We start from the raw sequence: 19,153 nt of genomic DNA, 5'->3' as shown, positions 1-19,153 counted from the left end.
GACGACAACTCCGATGAATTTTTCCCAATTCTTCATTTCACGGCCGATCTTCGCAGCGGTGCTGTCGCTGCTGATCCTGATCGCCGGTGCGATCTCGCTGTTCCAGTTGCCGATCAGCGAATACCCGGAAGTCGTGCCACCGACCGTGGTGGTGCGTGCCAACTTCCCGGGCGCCAACCCAAAAGTCATCGGTGAAACCGTGGCGGCTCCGCTGGAGCAGGCCATCACCGGCGTCGAGAACATGCTGTACATGTCCTCGCAGTCCACCGCTGACGGCAAGATCACCCTGACCATCACCTTCGCCCTGGGCACTGACCTGGATAACGCGCAGGTGCAGGTGCAGAACCGAGTGACCCGGACCGAGCCGAAACTTCCAGAAGAAGTGACGCGCATCGGTATCACCGTCGACAAGGCTTCGCCCGACCTGACCATGGTTGTGCACTTGACCTCGCCGGACAAACGCTACGACATGCTGTACCTGTCTAACTACGCGATCCTCAACATCAAGGATGAGCTCGCTCGCCTCGGTGGTGTCGGTGACGTGCAGTTGTTCGGTATGGGCGACTACTCGCTGCGTGTATGGCTCGACCCGAACAAGACCGCTTCGCGCAATCTGACCGCGACCGATGTGGTGACCGCGATTCGTGAGCAGAACCGTCAGGTGGCCGCCGGCCAACTGGGCGCGCCCCCTGCCCCGAATGCCCAGAGCTTCCAGCTGTCGGTCAACACTCAAGGCCGTCTGGTCTCCGAGGAAGAGTTCGAGAACATCATCATTCGCGCAGGCGACAACGGTGAAATCACGCGTCTGAAGGACATTGCCCGCGTCGAACTGGGTTCCAGCCAGTACGCCCTGCGTTCGTTGCTGAACAATCAACCGGCCGTAGCGATCCCGATCTTCCAGCGTCCTGGCTCCAACGCCATCGAAATCTCGAACGAAGTTCGCGGCAAGATGGAAGAGCTGAAGAAAAGCTTCCCGCAAGGCATGGACTACAGCATCGTCTATGACCCGACGATCTTCGTGCGCGGCTCCATCGAGGCGGTGGTTCACACCCTCTTCGAAGCACTGATCCTCGTGGTTCTGGTAGTGATCCTGTTCCTGCAGACCTGGCGCGCCTCGATCATTCCGTTGGTGGCAGTGCCGGTATCGTTGATCGGTACGTTTGCGGTGATGCACCTGTTTGGCTTCTCGCTCAACGCCCTGTCGCTGTTCGGCCTGGTACTGGCGATCGGTATCGTGGTGGACGACGCCATCGTGGTAGTGGAGAACGTCGAGCGGAACATTGAGCTGGGGCTCAACCCATTCGATGCGACCAAAAAGGCCATGGGCGAAGTAACCGGCCCGATCATTGCCACGGCGCTGGTGCTGTGTGCGGTGTTCGTACCGGCGGCATTCATCTCGGGCCTCACCGGTCAGTTCTACAAACAGTTCGCACTGACCATCGCGATCTCGACCGTGATCTCGGCTTTCAACTCGCTGACCCTGTCGCCAGCGCTGGCCGCTGTGTTGCTTAAAGGTCATGACGCACCGAAAGACCGTTTCTCGCGAGTGCTGGACAAGATCTTCGGTGGCTGGCTGTTCCGCCCGTTCAACCGTTTCTTCGACCGCGCCAGCCATGGCTACGTCGGCACCGTGCGCCGGGTCATCCGTGGCAGCGGCATCGCCCTCTTCCTGTACGCAGGCCTGATGGTGCTGACCTTCTTCGGCTTCTCCAGCACGCCGACCGGTTTCGTACCCGGCCAGGACAAGCAATACCTGGTGGCCTTCGCGCAACTGCCGGACGCCGCAAGCCTGGATCGTACCGAGGACGTGATCAAGCGCATGTCCGACCTGGCTCTGAAACAGCCGGGCGTGGAAAGCGCAGTAGCGTTCCCGGGCCTGTCGATCAACGGCTTCACCAACAGCCCGAACGCCGGCATCGTGTTCGTGACCCTGAAGCCGTTCGACGAGCGTAAAGACCCGAGCATGTCCGCCGGTGCGATTGCCGGTGCCTTGAACGGCCAGTACGCCGGGATTCAGGAAGCCTACATGGCGATCTTCCCGCCACCGCCGGTACAAGGTCTGGGCACCATTGGTGGTTTCCGCCTGCAAATCGAAGACCGGGGCAACCTGGGCTACGAAGAGCTGTACAAGGAGACCATGAACATTATTGCCAAGAGCCATAACGTTCCGGAACTGGCCAACCTGTTCACCAGCTACACCGTGAACGTGCCGCAGGTCGATGCCGCCATCGACCGGGAAAAAGCCAAGACCCACGGCGTGGCCGTCAGCGACATCTTCGACACCCTGCAGATCTACCTGGGTTCGCTGTATGCCAACGACTTCAACCGCTTCGGTCGTACCTATCAGGTCAACGTTCAGGCCGAGCAGCAGTTCCGCCTCGAATCCGACCAGATCGGCCAGCTGAAAGTACGCAACAACAAAGGCGAAATGATCCCGCTGGCGACCTTCATCAAGGTCAGCGACACCTCGGGCCCGGATCGCGTGATGCACTACAACGGCTTCATCACTGCTGAAATCAACGGTGCCGCAGCCCCGGGCTACAGCTCCGGCCAGGCCGAAAAAGCCATCGAGAAACTGCTCAAGGATGAACTTCCGAACGGCATGACCTACGAATGGACCGACCTGACCTACCAGCAGATTCTGTCCGGCAACACTGCGCTGTTCGTGTTCCCGCTCTGCGTATTGCTGGCGTTCCTGGTGCTCGCGGCTCAATACGAAAGCTGGAGCCTGCCACTGGCGGTGATCCTGATCGTACCGATGACCCTGCTGTCGGCCATCACCGGTGTGATCATCTCTGGCGGTGACAACAACATCTTCACCCAGATCGGCTTGATCGTACTGGTGGGACTTGCCTGTAAGAACGCGATTCTGATCGTCGAATTCGCCAAGGACAAACAGCAAGAAGGCCTCGATCCGCTGGCCGCCGTACTGGAAGCCTGCCGTCTGCGGCTGCGGCCGATCCTGATGACCTCGTTCGCGTTCATCATGGGTGTGGTGCCACTGGTGTTCTCCAGCGGTGCCGGTGCCGAGATGCGTCACGCCATGGGTGTGGCGGTGTTCTCCGGGATGCTCGGTGTGACCTTCTTCGGTCTGCTGCTGACCCCCGTGTTCTATGTGCTGATCCGCAACTTCGTGGAGCGCAGCGAAGCTCGCAAAGCGGCCAAGGCGCAAAATCTTCAAAAGCCACTGGAGGCGCATCAATGAGTCTGAAAGTCTTCCTGCCGAGCCTGCTGGTGCTGGCCCTGAGTGCCTGCGCCGTCGGCCCTGACTACAAGACCCCGACGACGGAGGCGGCGAACATCACGTCCGCCACCGACGGCGCCGCCGGCCAGAAGAACTTCGACCGTTCGAAATTCGAAGGCATCTGGTGGCAGCAGTTCGATGACCCGACCCTCAACCAGTTGGTGACTCAATCGCTGCAAGGCAACCGTGAACTGCGCGTGGCGTTCGCCCGCTGGAAAGCTGCCCGGGCGATTCGCGACGACGCCAGCAACGATGCGATGCCGACTATTACCAGTCGCGCCAGCAGCGACCTGGCCAAGGGTCAGATCCCTGGCCAGACCACCAAACGGGTCAACAGCGAACGCTATGACCTGGGGCTGGACATGGCCTGGGAGCTGGACCTGTTCGGACGCATCCAGCGCAATCTGGAAGCCAGCGACGCCGACCAGCAAGCGGCCGAAGCCGATCTGTACCAACTGCAAGTCACCATGATTGCCGAACTGGTGGACGCTTACGGTCAACTGCGCGGCGCTCAATTGCGGGAAAAGATCGCCCTGGCCAACCTGAACAACCAGCAGGAGTCGCGCAAGATCACCATCAGCCTGCGTGACGCCGGTGTTGGCGATCAGCTCGATGTGGAGCGGGCTGATGCCCGTCTGGCGTCGGTCGAAGCCAGCGTGCCGCAGTTGCAGGCAGAACAGGCCCGGCAGAAAAACCGCATCGCCACCCTGCTGGGTGAACGTCCGGACAAGCTGACCGTCGACCTGAGCCCGAAAGACCTGCCGGCGATTGCCAAGGCCTTGCCGATCGGTGATCCGGGCGAACTGCTGCAGCGTCGTCCGGACATCCTCAGCGCCGAACGCAAACTGGCTTCGGCCACGGCGCGTATCGGGGTGGCCAAGGCCGATCTGTTCCCACGCGTCAGCCTCAGCGGCTTCCTCGGCTGGACGGCCGGGCGTGGTTCGCAGATCGGTTCCTCGGCGGCCAACGCCTGGGCGCTGGGCCCAAGCATCACTTGGGCGGCGTTTGACCTGGGCAGCGTGCGGGCCCGTCTGCGCGGCGCCGATGCCGATGCCGAAGGCGCACTGGCGACCTACGAGCAGCAAGTGTTGCTTGCGCTGGAAGAGTCGGAAAACGCCTTCAGTGATTACGGCAAACGTCAGCAACGTCTGATCTCGCTGATCCGTCAGAGCGAATCGAGCCGCAAGGCTGCCGACCTCGCCGAGATTCGCTACCGCGAGGGCACCACCGATTTCCTGGTGTTGCTCGACGCCCAGCGTGAACGCTTGAATGCCGAGGACAGTCAGGCCCAGGCCGAAGTGGATCTGTATCGCGGCATCGTCGCGATTTACAAGGCCCTCGGTGGCGGTTGGCAGCCAGAGACGGTCGCCAGCAAGTAACAGTTTTTTAAAGAGCTCCTTTGGTTGGCCGCAACCAACCAAATTCTTTGCCCCGCGTATCATTCGGTCGCGGGGCTTTTTTGTGCCTGTCTTTCATGGTTTTCCAGCACGGTGACCGTCGCTGTGGTGCCAGCCCTCAGTCGGTCCTTGCCTGCGTAATCGGGATCGATGCCGATCCGCACCGGTACCCGTTGTGCCAGTTTCACCCAGGTGTAGCTGGGGTTGATGTTGGCCAGCAATCGGCTGCCCGGCGCATTTTCCCGGTCAGCAATGGCGAAGGCGATGCTTTGCACGGTACCGCCGAATTTTTCCCCGCTCATCAATTCGATCCGCACCCGATCACCCTCCTCGATCCGTGGCAGTTTGGTTTCCTCGAAATAGCCGCTGACATAAAAGGAGCCACTGTCCACCAGTGCCAGCAACGCGCCGCCGGCCACCGCGTAGTCCCCCTGACGGGTCAGCAGATTGGTGACATAACCGCTGACCGGCGCTTCGACTCGGGTACGTTGCAGATCCAGTTCGGCCTGGGTCAGTGCAGCTATCGCCAGTTGCACGTTGGCTTCGGCCAGACCGAGATTCGCCTGGTTACGCAACAGATCGGCCCGGGCCACTGCCACGTCGGTGCTGGACTTCTCCCACTCCTCCCCGGAAATCGCGAACCCCTGCTTGAGCGTACGTCGCCGGCGCTCTTCGCTCTGGCGTTGTTTGAGCAATGCCTCGCTGGCGACAATCGCCGCTTGCGACTGCCCAAGCGTGGCCTTCGAGACCTCCACCGAGCGTTTCGCATGCTCGACGGCGAGGCTGTAGCGCGCCGGATCGATCTCCAGCAGCAATTGACCCTTGTCGACATGCTGGTTGTCCTGCACCGCGAGCGTGACGATGCGGCCCGAAACATCCGCCGACAGCGTCACCACATCCGCCCTCACCCGCGCATCCCGCGTCCAAGGGGCCCGGGTGTAATGTTCCCAGGCGAACCAGCCAAGCACGATTGCCAGCAGCACCACCGCCAAGGTCGTCAATCGAGTGAGCAACGTCTTCAAGGTTTCAGGCTCCCATCAGCAAAATCAGTGCAGCGCAAACACAGGCGTACAAAGCGCCTTCGAACAACGCCTCGTGCCAGACAAAACGCAGGACGCCGAGCCGGCGCAAACCCCAGTCGAGCACCAGAAAAACCGGAATGGCCAGCAACAGGGCCTGGGCGATGGGAGGCAGGTAAACGCCGCCGATCTCGAAATCAATGGGCAAGGACGGGCTCTCCTTCAGAACGGTCGGGCTGCAAATGCTCGCCATGTCGCTCCAGAAACGACACTACGATCAACAGGGCCACGCGCATGCGAAACACCGACCACAAGTGTTCATGGGTGGCGACATGCAAGGCATCCAGCTCATCGCCAAGCGCATGCAGCGTAGTCAGCAACGGTGTCAGGTGCACATCCGGTCGGCCGGCGACGAAACGGCCGGTCTGACGCAATGCCGTCGACAGCTGCCGACCGAAAGCGTCCGTCAGCAATGTGTTGTTCTGTGCCTGTTGCCTGAGCTGGTGCATGGCCACGCCCAGCGCCACGCAGGCGAGACTGATTTCATATAGACGCTGCATATCCCGATCATTGGCGGCCGGCAACACGCCCAGCATCGAGGTCAGGCGATCGACCATGCGACTTTCGAAAGCGAATTGCTGTTCGTCGGTAGCCGGGCTTTTTGTCAGTTGATAGACCTGCTCCCGCGCCTCGTTATAAAAGCGCCTGATTCGAAAGGCCGGGCGGAACGGGAAGATCCAGGCATAGACAATCAGGGCCAGCATCGCTGCACTGACGTAGGCACCGGCAAATTCGAACCATTGAATGGCGGTGTTCTGCCCGGTGCCGACGTTCTGCGGTCCCAGCATCAGGAAACTCGACAGCCCCAGTCCCATGCCGATACCGGCGGTGGCCGGGCTGGACAATCCGACCGCGATCACATACAGCAGCGGTGCAAGCAGCAAGGCCAACATTTCGAAATCACTGATCGCCGGGACCAACATGAACTGATAGACCGCCGACACCACCAAGGCCAATCCCAGCCCTCGGGCGTAACTCTGCGCGGCAATCAACGGGCGTGGAAACGTCGCCATCAACGAACACAGAATCCCCACCAGAATCATCCCGCCCCGCACGCCGTCCCAAGCGGTCTCGATCCAGATCAAGCCGGCCACCAACAGTGCGCTGAAGGCGCGAATGGCGTTCATCGTCGCGAGGGTAAAATCCAGGTGCAAGGGGCTGGACTGACCACGGAACATGCAGCTGGCTTCCCGTCCTTCCTGTATCGCGTCGCTCAGCTCGAGAATCTGCTCCAGTTGCTGCAACAGCCGCGCCTGTTCCCAGCGCAGTGCCCATGCCAGCGAGCGCAGGGTTGCACTCATGTCTTCCGTCAGTTGTTCGGCCTTGTAGGCAAGCGCTTCGAACTGCTGTTGCAGCGCGACGAACTGGTGCCGAACCTCGGCCGGCAATGAGCGCCCTTGTTGTGCGAGCTGATCAAGAAGTGCCAGCTCCTCGGCGCGCAGTTGCTGGATGTCCAGCGGCAGATCGCCCTCCCAGCGTTCGGTGAGCAATTCCCGCTGGTGACGCAACGCGGTGAGGCGCGAGGTCAGCAGCATCAGCTGATTGCCCAGCAACAACACCAGATTGTTGGCACTGCGCAGGCGCGGAGCATCGAAATACAAATGCCGGCGCAGCCCTTCAAGGGCGCTGATTTCCCCCAGCAGCTGCATTTGCCGGCGCTGAAAGTCCGCTTCGCTTTCCTCGGTTCGAAGCACGGCGGCCGAATGGGTGGCGACTAGCTTGATCACTTGATCGACCTTCGCGAAATAGTTGCGCGATACCGCCTCGGGCCGCGCCGTCAACAGGCTGACCACGCATACGCACGCCACCGCCAGCAAGGTTTCGGTGACCCGGGTGACCGCCAGCAGAAAGGTGCCGTCCTGATCCGGAATCGCCAGTAGCGCCACCACCACGGCGGTGTACCCGCTGAGCACGAACGCCTGGGAACTGGTGTAGCGCAGTAACGTGCCGCCCGCCGTGCAGAGGGCCAGCCATAGCGCGAGCGTCGTAATGAACGGCAATGGCGCCTGAGGAAAGATCGCCATCAGCACCACCGCCACCGCCGCGCCAAGGGTCGTCCCGATGATTTGCCCGAAGCTGCGTGCCAGCGCCATCCCGGCCAAGGGCTGGCTGATGATCACCACGGCCATGATTGACCATTTCGGCTGATCCAGATCGAACAGGAACGCCAGGTACAACGTCAGCAATCCGGCGGCAATGGTGCGCAAACCAAACAGCAGCACTGCCTGGGTGGGGTGGATTACCGCCTTGAAATAAACAAGCAGGGATTGCATGGGGAGCCTCTTCGAAACAACTTCTGCAAGCGTAGACACTGCAGGGAGGGCATGACGGCAAACAGGGTCGACACTAGCTGTAGGTCGATTCAACGCTTGTAGTAGGGCATGTCGGGTAGAAGGTTTGACTAAGGGCGCGAGCTGACAGAAGCTTGCGACCTCCGCTACAAAACGAAAGTTTCGGAAATTCGCATGCCTCAGTCTCGCCGCTATTTGCTCATCAGCCTCGGCCTTGTGTTGGTCCTGCTCGTTGGCTGGCTGTCTTTTCGCAGCACAGTGCCGGTTGTGCCGGAAGCGATCAGGCATGGTTACAGTGAAGCGCTGGACGCCGCTCGTGCCGGTCAGCCGGGGGCTGCGCGGGTTCTGTATCAACAGTTGGGGCGTCCGGATCTGTCTGCCAAGCGGCGGGTCTGGCTGCATGCCGAACTGCCCAACTACCCGAGTCCGCAAGCCTTGAAACTGGCGGATGCCGATTTGCAGCATGAATCTCCCGACGTGCGAATGGCAGCCATCAGAAGCGTTACCGGTCTGGTGCCTGGAGGCCAGCGCAGCCTGTTGCTCGGCCCGTTGCTCGACGATGAAGATCAGAACGTTCGTTTTGCGGCAATCAACGCCCTGCTCGGCTTGTCGCCGGATCAACTGGGCCTGTATTTCGCGCCCCTCCAGCAAGGCATCGATGTGTGGGAACAGGCGCTCAAGAGTCAGCCGGAAAGCGCCGCCAACTACGTGCAACTGGCGCGCTTGTATCTGCACAACGCCGAGTTGAAACAGGCACAGGAAGCGCTGGAACAGACCTTGCGTCTCGACCCCGGCAACCTGCCGGCGCTGGTGATGCAGATTGAAGTGCTCGACCGCCAAGGGCAAAGCGACGCCGCGCGACAATTGCTCGCCCGACAATTGAAGGCCCAGCCCGATTCGGCTTACCTGCAACATGCGCTGGGACTCTGGCTGCTGCACCACGATCAGCGCGAGTACGCCCTGCTCGGTTTGTCCAAAGCCGTGGAGCTCGAACCTGACAATAAGGACTACCGTTACGACCTCGCTACCACGCTGCACAGCGCCGAAGAACTGGAAGCGGCGCAAAAGCAGTTGCAGGAAATCGTCCAGCGTCATCCTGCCGATCGTAAGGCGCGGGTATTGCTGATCAACTACTGGAAAGAAAGCGGTCAGTTGCAGAACGTACAGATTCTGCTGGCTCAGCTCGAACAGATGAATCCCGACGATCCCTCCCTTCAGCAAGGTCTCTAGCGGACTTCTCGACACATCCAGCAAGAAAATCGGAACCGCCGTCACGGCAAAGGGTCAAGTAATCAGGCAGTGCCAAAACGGCGTCCGGCGCGCGCTGCCGCGTTTCCCCTAGTCATGAGAGGGCATTTTTTGTCTACATCGAACGCGTTGATCAGTGCAAAAGCCGCCACCGGCATCGAGGGTCTCGACGATATCCTGGCCGGTGGTTTGTCCCGCAGTCATGTTTTCTTGCTGGAGGGCGAGCCTGGAACCGGTAAAACCACAGTCGCGTTGCATTTTTTGCTGGCCGGCGCCCGTGCCGGCGAACGTTCGTTGTACATCACGCTGTCCGAAACCGAGCGCGAATTGCGCCAGGGCGCGGCGTCCCACGGTTGGGAACTGAACGAAAACATCGAGATTTTCGAGCTGACGCCCCCGGAAAGCCTGCTCAACGCCGAGCATCAGCAGAGTCTGTTGTACTCCTCGGACCTTGAGCTGGGCGAGGCAACCAAGCAGATTTTCGAAGTGGTCGAGCGCTTCAAGCCCACCCGGGTCGTGCTCGACAGCCTCTCGGAAATCCGCCTGCTGGCGCAAAGCTCCCTGCGCTACCGTCGACAGATTCTGGCGATCAAGCATTACTTCGTGCGCTACGACGCCACGGTTTTGCTGCTGGATGACCTGACCACCGAATCCCTCGACAAAACCGTTCACAGTGTCGCTCACGGCGTGATCCGCCTCGAAGAACTGACCCCCAACTATGGCGCCGAACGCCGTCGCGTGCGGGTGATCAAGTATCGTGGCCAGAAATACCGTGGCGGCTTCCATGACTTCACCATCATGGGCGATGGCGTGCACGTCTTCCCGCGTCTGGTAGCGGCGGAGCACCGGGGCGATTACCCGCGGTTGCAACTGTCCAGCGGCATCAAGGAAATGGACGCCCTGCTCGGTGGCGGTATCGAAACCGGCTCCAGCACGTTGATTCTGGGCCCGGCGGGCACCGGCAAATCCTTGATCACCATGATTTTCGCGGCAGCAGCCGTGGCGCGCGGTGAAAAGGCTGCGCTGTTCATTTTCGACGAAGAACTGGGCCTGCTGTTCGAACGGATGAAGAACATCGGCATCGACCTCAAGGCCCTGCAGGCCACCGGCAATTTGCTGATCGAACAAGTGGACGCCGCCGAGCTGTCTCCCGGTGAGTTCTCCCACCGCGTACGACGCTGCGTTGATGAAGGTGACATCAAGACCGTGGTGATCGACAGCATCAACGGCTATCAGGCTGCAATGCCGGAAGAGAACGCATTGGTGCTGCACATGCACGAGCTGTTGCTGTACCTGAACCGCAAGGGCGCCGCGACGTTCATGACCGTCGCCCAGCATGGTCTGGTCGGCGACATGCAGGCTCCGGTCGACATCACCTACCTTGCCGACACGGTGATCCTGCTGCGCTACTTCGAAGCCCTCGGCAAGGTTCGACGGGCGATTTCGATCATCAAGAAACGTACAGGCAGCCACGAATCGACCATTCGCGAATACCGCATTTCCACGCAAGGCATGACCATCGGTGAGCCGCTGGAAGCCTTCCAGGGCGTGCTGCGCGGCGTCCCCACCTACCTCGGCGCGAGTAACCCGCTGCTCAAGGATGACAACTTGTGACCGTCACCGTACCGCTGTCGGAACGGGCGTTGATCCTCGCGCCCCTGGGTCGCGACAGCCAGGTGGCGCTGATGATCCTCAACGAGGCCGGATACGGTGGCCTGATCACGCCCGATCTGGCCACCCTGTGCACCGAACTTGAACCCGGCGCCGGGCTGCTGCTGATCGCGGCCGAGGCCCTGAATGGTCCGGAACTCGAAGGCCTGCTGCTGTTCCTGGAGCAACAACCGGCGTGGTCTGACTTGCCAATCGTCTTGCTCACCCATCACGGCGGATCCGAACAAGGACCTTCGTCGCAGCTCAGCAAATTACTGGGCAACGTGACCTTTCTTGAGCGCCCGTTTCATCCGGCGACTTTGGTCAGCCTGATTTCCACCGCCCTGCGCGGGCGACGACGACAGTACGAGGCCCGCGATCGCCTGATCGACCTGAGCAATAGCGAACGACGCCTGCAATCGACCCTTGAAACCCTCGAGCAACAAGTCGAAGAGCGCACCGCGCAGCTGCGGCACAACGAGGAAGCCCTGCGTCAGTCGCAGAAAATGGAAGCGGTCGGCCAGCTCACCGGCGGGATCGCCCACGACTTCAACAACATGCTGACCGGGATCATCGGCAGCCTCGAATTGCTGCGCCGTCGGCTGGCCCGTGGCCGCACCGACGATCTCGACAGCCTGATTGATCTCGGCGTGACCTCGGCCAACCGCGCCGCCGGCCTGACCCACCGTCTGCTGGCGTTTTCCCGTCGCCAGTCGCTGGATTCCAAAGCCGTGCAGATGAACGATCTGGTGCAGTCGATGGGCGAACTGCTGCAACGCAGCCTCAACGAAAGCATTCAACTGGACATGCGCCTGCACGAACAGTTGTGGGTGGCCGAGGCCGACCCCAATCAACTGGAAAGCGCCCTGCTCAACCTGGTCATCAACGCACGCGACGCGATGCCCGACGGCGGCAATCTGGTGGTAGAGACGGGGAATCAGGTGCTGGATCGAGACTACACCGCGACCTATAGCAATCTTGAACCCGGTGATTACGTCGTATTGAGCGTCACAGACAGTGGCTGCGGCATGCCGGAAAGTGTGATCAATCGCGCGTTCGACCCGTTTTTCACAACCAAGCCGATCGGTCAAGGAACCGGGCTTGGCCTGTCGATGATTTATGGCTTCAGCAAGCAATCCGGTGGCCATGTCTCGATCGACAGCAAAATCGACGAGGGCACCACGGTCAAACTCTATCTGCCGCGCTTCCAGGGCGAATCACTGCCTCACGCCCCCGCTGACGCGGAGCAGGCGCCGAACGCCGTGGAAGGCGAAACCGTGTTGATCGTCGAAGACGACCCGGCCGTGCGCGTGCTGGTCAGTGCGGTATTGAGTGAATTGGGTTACGGATTTGTCGAAGCCGGCGATGCTGACGGTGCCATGCCGATTCTGGATTCGGAGCAACGCATCGATCTGCTGATCAGCGACGTCGGTCTGCCCGGCATGAACGGTCGGCAACTGGCGGAAATCGGCCGGCAATACCGGCCAGACTTGAAGGTTCTGTTCATCACAGGTTATGCCGAGCACGCGGCGGTGCGCGGCGGATTCCTCGACCCGGGCATGCAGATGATCACCAAGCCGTTCACCTTCGATCTGCTGACGGCGAAGGTGCGGGAAATGATCAAGAGCTGAGGCGGGTAACGCCTCAGGCCAGCAGTTCCTGAATCTTCTCCTGCAACACATCCAGATCGAACGGTTTTTCCAGGATCGGCGCCCGACGGGTGATGGGGCTGCCGGTCTCGCGGATTTCCTGCGGATAGCCGCTGATGAAGATCACCTTCAGATCGGGACGCAATTTGACGGCAGGTTCGGCGATCTGCACGCCGGAGATCCCGCCAGGCAGGCGGAAATCAGTAATCAACATGTCCAGATGCGGCTTGCTCGCCAGAATCTCGAACGCCTGCTCGCCGTTTTCGGCCTGCAATACGCGATAGCCCTGGCCTGACAAATAATCGGTCAGGACCATCAGGATCACCGGTTCGTCCTCGACGACGAGTACTACATCTTGTGCATCTACGCTCATGGGAAGCCTTTGTTCGGTCAATAGCTGCTGATACGACCGTGTGGTCACTCAGAGGTTGCGTTTGTTTTGCCGTTTTCCTGGAGCGGCAGACAAACGCGAAACAGGGCGCCCTCGTTGATCTTGCTTTCGACGACGATGGAGCCGCCATGGGCGGCGACGATCTGCTCGGAAATGAACAGACCCAGCCCGAGGCCGGCCACCACCGTCTTGGCGGAAACCCGTTCGAACTGTTGAAAAATGCGCTTCTGGTTCTCCTCGCTGATGCCGATGCCCTGGTCCTGAACTTCGACCCGGGCTTCATTACCTTCGCGATAAACCCGCACCTGGATCGGACTCTTGCCACCGTAACGCAAGGCGTTGGTCAGCAGGTTCGACACCACCTGCTCGATACGGAATTCGTCCCACTGCCCTTCCACCGGCTCGGCCGCGGTGAAGCTGACTTCAGTCTCGGCGGCTTCGATCTGCTGGGCGAAATTCTCCAGCAGAGTGCCGACCAACTGCGCGAGATCGAAGCGACTCGGTCGGATCGACAGCTTGCCGGTGCGGATCCGCGACACGTCGAGCATGTCCTCGATCAGGCGGATCAGGCTTTTGATCTGGCGCTCGTCGCGATCGACCATGGCGTGCATCTTGTCGAGGGTGAACGCGGCGGCGTTGTCCCGGGCCAGGTGCATCTTGCGCAGTTGGGTTTCGAGGATAAGGCCGTTGAGCGGCGTGCGCACTTCGTGGGCGACGATCGACATGAAATCGTCACGCATGCGCACTGCCTGCTCCAGTTCGCCCTGGGTGCTTTGCAGTTGCTGCAACAGCGCTTCCTGTTCGCGACGGCTCTGCTCCAGCGCTTCAACCTGTTGCTTCATCGCCTTGCTCTGGCGGTACAGGTCGACAAAGACGTTGACCTTGCTCTTCACCGCATGGATATCCAGCGGTTTGTGCAGGAAGTCCACCGCGCCGCTTTCATAACCCTTGAACGCGTAATTGAGTTCACGGCCGGCGGCGCTGACAAAGATGATCGGGATGTTCTTGGTTTTCTCGGTGCCACGCATCAGCTCGGCCAGTTCGAAGCCGTTCATGCCCGGCATCTGCACGTCGAGAATGGCCATGGCGAATTCGTGTTGCAGCAGCAGCGACAGCGCTTCGTCCGCCGACAGCGCTTTATAGACGGTGCGGTCTTCGCGTTTGATCAGCGCTTCGAGGGCCAGCAGGTTCTCGGGCAGATCGTCGACGATCAGCAGTTTTGCCTGGATATTACTCAGCATGCGATTCGTTCCAGCTCGACAAGCAGACGGCCGATGCCGTGGATGGGAAGAATGTAATCCGGTTCATGTGTCTTCAGCGCCGCGCGGGGCATGGTCGCGACCTGCGCTTCGTCCGGGTCCTGCACGATGGTCAGCCCGCCCTGGCGTTTGACTTGCGCCAAGCCCCGCGCGCCATCGTGGTTGGCGCCGGTCAGCAACACGGCGGCCAGTGCCGGTCCGTAGGCATCGGCGGCGGATTCGAACAGAAAATCGATCGAAGGCCGCGAATGATGCAGACGGTCTTCAAGGCTCAGCGACAGGCTGAGGTCCTGCTCCACCGACAGGTGATAACCCGGCGTCGCGAAGTACACGGTGCCGGGGGTGATGTCCTGTTTGTCAATGGCTTCTGCCACCGGTAGCGCCACTCGCCGGGCAAACACCTCGGCGAGCTGACTGCGGCGCTCTTCCGGCAAGTGCAGGACGATGATGATCGGCAGCCCGAACCCGGCACGCAGTGAACCAAGCATGGTCAGCAACGCCTCGACGCCACCGGCGGAAGCTCCGACCACAATCGCCCCGACCCGAGGCAAATCCGCTGCACTGTTCATGATTTGCGGTAGATCCGTTCTTGTTTCACCAGCGGTTCGAACTGGTTGGAGTAGCCGGAGAAATCCAGAGTTTCCTTGCTGCCCAACACCAGGAATCCACGATGACACAACGACTCATGGAACAACCCGAACGCTCGATCCTGAAGTTTTTTATTGAAGTAAATCAATACGTTACGACACGAAATTAATTGAGTTTCGGAGAATACACTATCGGTCGCCAGGCTGTGATCGGCGAAGGTCACGTTCTCGCACAGGCTCTTGTCGAAAATCGCGTAGCCATAGGCTGCAGTGTAGTAGTCGGCGAACGAGCGCTGACCGCCGGCCTGCTGATAGTTGGCGGTGTAGGCGCGCACGTTCTCCATCGAAAAGATCCCCTGCTTGGCCTTGTCCAGCGAGCGCGGGTTGATGTCGGTGGCGTAGATGATCGTGCGGTCGAGCAGACCTTCTTCGCGCAGCAGGATCGCCATCGAGTAGACCTCCTCGCCGGTGCTGCAGCCGGCGATCCAGATCTTGATCGACGGATAGGTCTTGAGCAGCGGCACCACCTCCTGACGGATCGCCAGGAAGTGCGACGGATCGCGGAACATCTCGCTGACCGGGATCGTCAGCAATTGCAGCAACTGCATGAACGCCGTCGGATCATGCAGGACTTTCTCCTGCAAGGCCGAGATGGTCGCGCACTCGAACTGGCTCAGCGCGTGTTGCACCCGGCGCTTGATCGAAGCGCCGGAGTAATCGCGAAAGTCATAGCTGTACTTGAGATAAATCGCCTCGATCAGCAACCGCAGCTCGATTTCACTGTTTCGTTCAACGTGATTACTACGTTCCACTAAATGCGTTCCATCTTCGGTAGCCACACGCGAATCAGCGAGAACAGGCGATCCAGGTCAATGGGCTTGGCCAGGTAATCATTGGCGCCCGCCTGCAGGCAGCGTTCCTGATCGTCCTTCATGGCCTTGGCCGTCACCGCGATGATCGGCAGCTTGCGCCAGCGCGGATCCTTGCGGATTTCCATGGTGGCTTCAAAACCATCCATTTCCGGCATCATCACGTCCATCAGCACCAGGTCGATGTCCTCGACTTCATTCAGTTTTTCAATCGCTTCACGGCCGTTACGGCCGATCACCACGACTGCACCCTTGGTTTCCAGCGCGCTGGTCAGGGCGAAAATGTTGCGCACATCGTCGTCCACCAGCAGCACTTTGCGACCTTCGAAGACCTTGTCGCGACTGCGCGCGGTCTTGAGCATCTTCTGCCGTTCATGGGACAACTGCGATTCGACTTTGTGCAGAAAGAGTGTGACCTCGTCCAGCAAACGCTCCGGCGAGCGCGCACCCTTGATGATGATCGAGCGCGAATACTTGCGCAGATCGGCCTCTTCATCGCGGGTCAGGTTGCGTCCGGTGTAGACGATCACCGGCGGGAACGAGCAGATGTCCTCGGTGGACATGCGCTTGAGCAGATCGTTGCCGAGCATGTCCGGCAGCTTCAGATCGATGACCATGCAATCGAAGATCGTTGTGCGCAGCAGCTCCAGCGCGTCTTGCGCCAAGCCGACAGCGGTGATTTCGATGTCGTCGTCGCCGATCAGGCGGGCGATGCTTTCCCGTTGCAGATCGTCGTCCTCGACCAGCAGCACGCGTTTGACCTTCTGGGTCAGCTTGGCTTCGAGACGGGCGAACACGTCCTTGAGCTCTTCGCGGGTGGTCGGCTTGACCGCGTAACCGATGGCGCCCATGTGCATCGCCGCTTCGACGCGGTCTTCCACAGAAATCACGTGCACCGGGATGTGCCGGGTTTCGGCGTGTTCTTTCAGGCGTTGCAGAACGGTCAGGCCCGAATGGTCCGGAAGACGCATGTCCAGCAGGATCGCGTCCGGTACGAACTCTTTCGCCAGGTCATAGCCTTCATCGGCGCCGTGGGCGACCAGACACTGATAACCCAGTTCATGGGCCAGGTCGTAGAGGATGTGGGCGAAATTCGGCTCGTCTTCCACCACGAGGATGCAGCGGGTAGTGAACGGTGCCTTGTTGCGGTCATCGTTGAAGCGCGGGATGTCGACGGGCGCCAGAGGCGAAACCGCCGGGACAGACGCGATAATCGGCGTAGAGGCCGGCGGGCTGAAGGTCAACGGCACAACCGGCGTGTCACCCGGCTCGCTGTATTGCTGCGGCAACACCAGGGTGAAGGCACTGCCCTGCCCCGGAGCGCTGCTGACGCTGATCGAACCGCCCAGCAACGTTGCCAGATCCCGGGAGATCGACAGGCCCAATCCGGTGCCGCCGTATTTGCGGTTGGTGGTGCCGTCGGCCTGACGGAAGGCTTCGAAAATACTTTCCTGCTGATCCTGCGCGATGCCGATACCCGAGTCGCGCACGATGAAGGCGATGCGATCGTCCGGCTGGCCGGCGATGGTCAGGCTGACGGTGCCCTGTTCTGTGAATTTCACCGCGTTGGAAAGCAGATTCTTGATCACCTGCTCCAGACGCTGGCGGTCGGTGAACAGAGTGATTGGCGCATCAGGCTGCAGCTCGACGGTGAACGTCAGCTTCTTGTCCGCCGCCAACGGTTCGAACACGCTGCGCAAGCCGTCGGCCAGGCGCGCGACACTGGTGTTTTCCGGCATCACTTCGAGTTTGCCGGCTTCTACCTTCGAAATGTCGAGAATGTCGTTGATCAGGTTGAGCAGATCGTTGCCGGCGGAGTAGATCGACTCGGCAAACTTGACCTGCTCGGCGCTGAGATTTTCCTGCGGGTTTTCCGCCAGCAGCTTGGCCAGGATCAGCGAACTGTTCAGCGGCGTGCGCAGCTCGTGGGACATGTTGGCGAGGAATTCGGATTTGTACTTGCTCGAACGCTGCAACTCTTCGGCGCGTTCTTCGAGCTGCACCTGGGCCTGATTGAGCTCGGTGTTCTTCTGATCCATGGCGTCGCGCTGCTCGGCCAGGGTCTGGGCCTGTTCGGCCAGTTGCTCGTTGGTCTGTTCCAGCTCGACTTGCTGGGTTTCCAGATGCGCCTGGGACTCCTTGAGAATCCGCGACTGTTCTTCCAGTTCTTCGTTAGCGGTTTTCAGCTCTTCCTGCTGCACCTGCAACTCTTCGTTGAGCTGCTGGGTCTCGGCCAGCACTTCCTGCAAACGCTGGCGATAACGCGCCGCTTCGATGGAGGTGCCGATGTTGCCGGCGATCAGCTCCAGCAGTGCAACATCGCGGTCGGTGAGCGGCCGCAGGAAACCCAGTTCGATCACGCCGTTGACCCGGTCGTCATCGCTGGTCGGCACCACCAGCACACTGTGCGGAAGACCTTCGCCCAGACCGGAGCTGACCTTGAAATAGTCGGAAGGCACCGAATCGAGACGAATCAGTCGCGCTTGTTGGGCAGACTGGCCGACAAGGCCTTCATCGCTGTAGATCGAATGATCCTGTTGCTCCTGCTCGCGGGAGAAACCATAAGTCGCCACGCGTTTCAGGCCGCCGTGTTCTTCGCGCACATACAGCGCGGCCACGGCGGTGCCAAGGTACTGGGCGCAGAACTGCAGAATGTTGCGCCCCAGCAGATTGAGCGTCAGTTGCCCCAAGACCTGCTCGGCGAGCTGAGTCTGGCCGTTGCGCAGCCATGCCTGTTGCTCCAGACGGTGGGCGCTGGCTTCCTGTGCGGCCAGGGTCGCGCCATAGCTTTGCGAGAGGTTGAGCAGATCGCGCCGGCCGACATAGGCCAGCAGACCGCTGATGCCGGCCACGAACAGCAGATAAAGGCTGATGCTCCAGATCGTGGTGCGCCGCACGTCTTCATTGCGTGAGGCGCGCAGCAACTGCTCGGTTTCAATCACATCGTCAAACTGCTTGCGCACTTCATCGGTCAGGCGCTTGCCCTTCCCTGCCTTGACCGCGGCCTTGTAGTCACCGCTGGTGCGTTGCAGGTCGATCATAGTTTGCGCATAGGTTGCCCACTCGGCTTGCAGCGCCTGAAGACGGCGCAGGCGATCGGTCTGCACCGGATTGTCGGCAGTCAGCTCAAGCAAGGTGCTCAGTGCCACGGCAATGCGCGGCTTGGCCGTCTCGTACGGGTCGAGGAAATGCTCGTCGCCGCTGAGCAGAAACCCGCGCATGCCGGTTTCCAGATCCACGGTGAGTTTCACCGCTTCGTTGGCGTTATTGATCACCCGGTCGGTGTGCTCCACCCACTGGATCACGGACAACAGATAAGTGATCAGCGAAACGAAGAACACGGCACTGACGACGCCGACGCCCAACGGCAAACTGACGTTGCGGCTCAGGAGTTTGCGAAACCGTTGCTCATCAACCGAAGACGGAGAGGACATGTGGCAGCCTTGTCGAACTGTTGAAAACCAGGGAGTTTGCCCCAAAACGGCGGCA

The 19,153-nt window shown here is 60.4% G+C and carries 13 protein-coding genes; 5 read left to right on the top strand and 8 right to left on the bottom strand.

Annotation, left to right across the window (positions count from 1 at the left end; all coding sequences use genetic code 11):
- The first annotated feature begins 13 nt into the window (after positions 1-13).
- Positions 14-3,205: an efflux RND transporter permease subunit gene (locus AC1Q9F_RS02465; protein ID WP_492619095.1), complete on the top strand. Its 3,192-nt coding sequence runs from the start codon at positions 14-16 to the stop codon at positions 3,203-3,205.
- Entirely contained in the window at positions 3,202-4,623 is a 1,422-nt protein-coding gene (locus AC1Q9F_RS02460; RefSeq protein ID WP_007954547.1) for an efflux transporter outer membrane subunit, read from the top strand. The genes AC1Q9F_RS02465 and AC1Q9F_RS02460 overlap by 4 nt, the downstream gene beginning before the upstream one ends.
- 59 nt (positions 4,624-4,682) lie before the next feature.
- Here AC1Q9F_RS02460 and AC1Q9F_RS02455 read toward each other — a convergent pair whose 3' ends face one another.
- Genes AC1Q9F_RS02455 through AC1Q9F_RS02445 form a run of 3 tightly spaced genes read right to left on the bottom strand, consistent with a single transcriptional unit; the run spans position 4,683 to position 7,993 of the window.
- A complete protein-coding gene (locus AC1Q9F_RS02455; protein ID WP_492619096.1) occupies positions 4,683-5,663 on the bottom strand; it encodes an HlyD family secretion protein in 981 nt (326 codons plus the stop codon).
- Between the two features lie 4 nt (positions 5,664-5,667).
- The gene (locus tag AC1Q9F_RS02450; protein WP_207982663.1) at positions 5,668-5,868 is read right to left on the bottom strand and encodes a DUF1656 domain-containing protein; all 201 of its coding nucleotides are present in this window, start codon (positions 5,866-5,868) and stop codon (positions 5,668-5,670) included.
- On the bottom strand, positions 5,858-7,993 hold the full coding sequence (locus AC1Q9F_RS02445) for an FUSC family protein (RefSeq protein WP_492619097.1): 2,136 nt from the start codon (positions 7,991-7,993) through the stop codon (positions 5,858-5,860). Before AC1Q9F_RS02445 ends, AC1Q9F_RS02450 begins: the two co-directional genes overlap by 11 nt.
- Before the next feature lie 192 nt (positions 7,994-8,185).
- Here AC1Q9F_RS02445 and AC1Q9F_RS02440 point away from each other — a divergent pair, with 192 nt between their 5' ends.
- From AC1Q9F_RS02440 to AC1Q9F_RS02430, 3 genes are all read left to right on the top strand, one after another.
- The gene (locus tag AC1Q9F_RS02440) at positions 8,186-9,241 is read left to right on the top strand and encodes a tetratricopeptide repeat protein (protein WP_179695061.1); all 1,056 of its coding nucleotides are present in this window, start codon (positions 8,186-8,188) and stop codon (positions 9,239-9,241) included.
- A gap of 129 nt (positions 9,242-9,370) precedes the next feature.
- Positions 9,371-10,873 carry an ATPase domain-containing protein gene (locus tag AC1Q9F_RS02435; RefSeq protein WP_179695062.1) on the top strand — a complete coding sequence of 501 codons (1,503 nt, stop codon included), beginning with the start codon at positions 9,371-9,373 and terminating at the stop codon, positions 10,871-10,873.
- A complete protein-coding gene (locus tag AC1Q9F_RS02430; protein WP_207982660.1) occupies positions 10,870-12,540 on the top strand; it encodes an ATP-binding protein in 1,671 nt (556 codons plus the stop codon). The genes AC1Q9F_RS02435 and AC1Q9F_RS02430 overlap by 4 nt, the downstream gene beginning before the upstream one ends.
- A 13-nt stretch (positions 12,541-12,553) precedes the next feature.
- On the opposite strand, the gene AC1Q9F_RS02425 is transcribed toward AC1Q9F_RS02430, so the two are convergent.
- Genes AC1Q9F_RS02425 through AC1Q9F_RS02405 form a run of 5 tightly spaced genes read right to left on the bottom strand, consistent with a single transcriptional unit; the run spans position 12,554 to position 19,098 of the window.
- Entirely contained in the window at positions 12,554-12,931 is a 378-nt protein-coding gene (locus AC1Q9F_RS02425; RefSeq protein ID WP_007954537.1) for a response regulator, read from the bottom strand.
- Positions 12,932-12,975: 44 nt separating this feature from the next.
- Positions 12,976-14,190 carry a hybrid sensor histidine kinase/response regulator gene (locus tag AC1Q9F_RS02420; RefSeq protein ID WP_207982659.1) on the bottom strand — a complete coding sequence of 405 codons (1,215 nt, stop codon included), beginning with the start codon at positions 14,188-14,190 and terminating at the stop codon, positions 12,976-12,978.
- Positions 14,184-14,777: a chemotaxis protein CheB gene (locus AC1Q9F_RS02415; RefSeq protein ID WP_492619098.1), complete on the bottom strand. Its 594-nt coding sequence runs from the start codon at positions 14,775-14,777 to the stop codon at positions 14,184-14,186. The genes AC1Q9F_RS02420 and AC1Q9F_RS02415 overlap by 7 nt, the downstream gene beginning before the upstream one ends.
- Complete coding sequence (locus AC1Q9F_RS02410) at positions 14,774-15,607, bottom strand: CheR family methyltransferase (RefSeq protein WP_007954533.1); 834 nt, start codon at positions 15,605-15,607, stop codon at positions 14,774-14,776. Before AC1Q9F_RS02410 ends, AC1Q9F_RS02415 begins: the two co-directional genes overlap by 4 nt.
- Positions 15,607-19,098 (bottom strand): response regulator, encoded by a 3,492-nt coding sequence (locus AC1Q9F_RS02405; protein ID WP_492619099.1) that lies wholly within the window; start codon positions 19,096-19,098, stop codon positions 15,607-15,609. Before AC1Q9F_RS02405 ends, AC1Q9F_RS02410 begins: the two co-directional genes overlap by 1 nt.
- Between the last annotated feature and the right edge of the window lie 55 nt (positions 19,099-19,153).

Source organism: Pseudomonas sp. GW823-FHT04A03 (genome assembly GCF_058796615.1).
This window is presented reverse-complemented; position numbering and strand designations above follow the sequence as displayed.

Coding starts and splice junctions, on each gene's coding strand:
- AC1Q9F_RS02465 (WP_492619095.1), top strand. CDS start 14: ATGAATTTTTCCCAATTCTTCATTTCACGGCCGATCTTCGCAGCGGTG.
- AC1Q9F_RS02460 (WP_007954547.1), top strand. CDS start 3,202: ATGAGTCTGAAAGTCTTCCTGCCGAGCCTGCTGGTGCTGGCCCTGAGT.
- AC1Q9F_RS02445 (WP_492619097.1), bottom strand. CDS start 7,993: ATGCAATCCCTGCTTGTTTATTTCAAGGCGGTAATCCACCCCACCCAG.
- AC1Q9F_RS02440 (WP_179695061.1), top strand. CDS start 8,186: ATGCCTCAGTCTCGCCGCTATTTGCTCATCAGCCTCGGCCTTGTGTTG.
- AC1Q9F_RS02425 (WP_007954537.1), bottom strand. CDS start 12,931: ATGAGCGTAGATGCACAAGATGTAGTACTCGTCGTCGAGGACGAACCG.
- AC1Q9F_RS02420 (WP_207982659.1), bottom strand. CDS start 14,190: ATGCTGAGTAATATCCAGGCAAAACTGCTGATCGTCGACGATCTGCCC.
- AC1Q9F_RS02415 (WP_492619098.1), bottom strand. CDS start 14,777: ATGAACAGTGCAGCGGATTTGCCTCGGGTCGGGGCGATTGTGGTCGGA.
- AC1Q9F_RS02405 (WP_492619099.1), bottom strand. CDS start 19,098: ATGTCCTCTCCGTCTTCGGTTGATGAGCAACGGTTTCGCAAACTCCTG.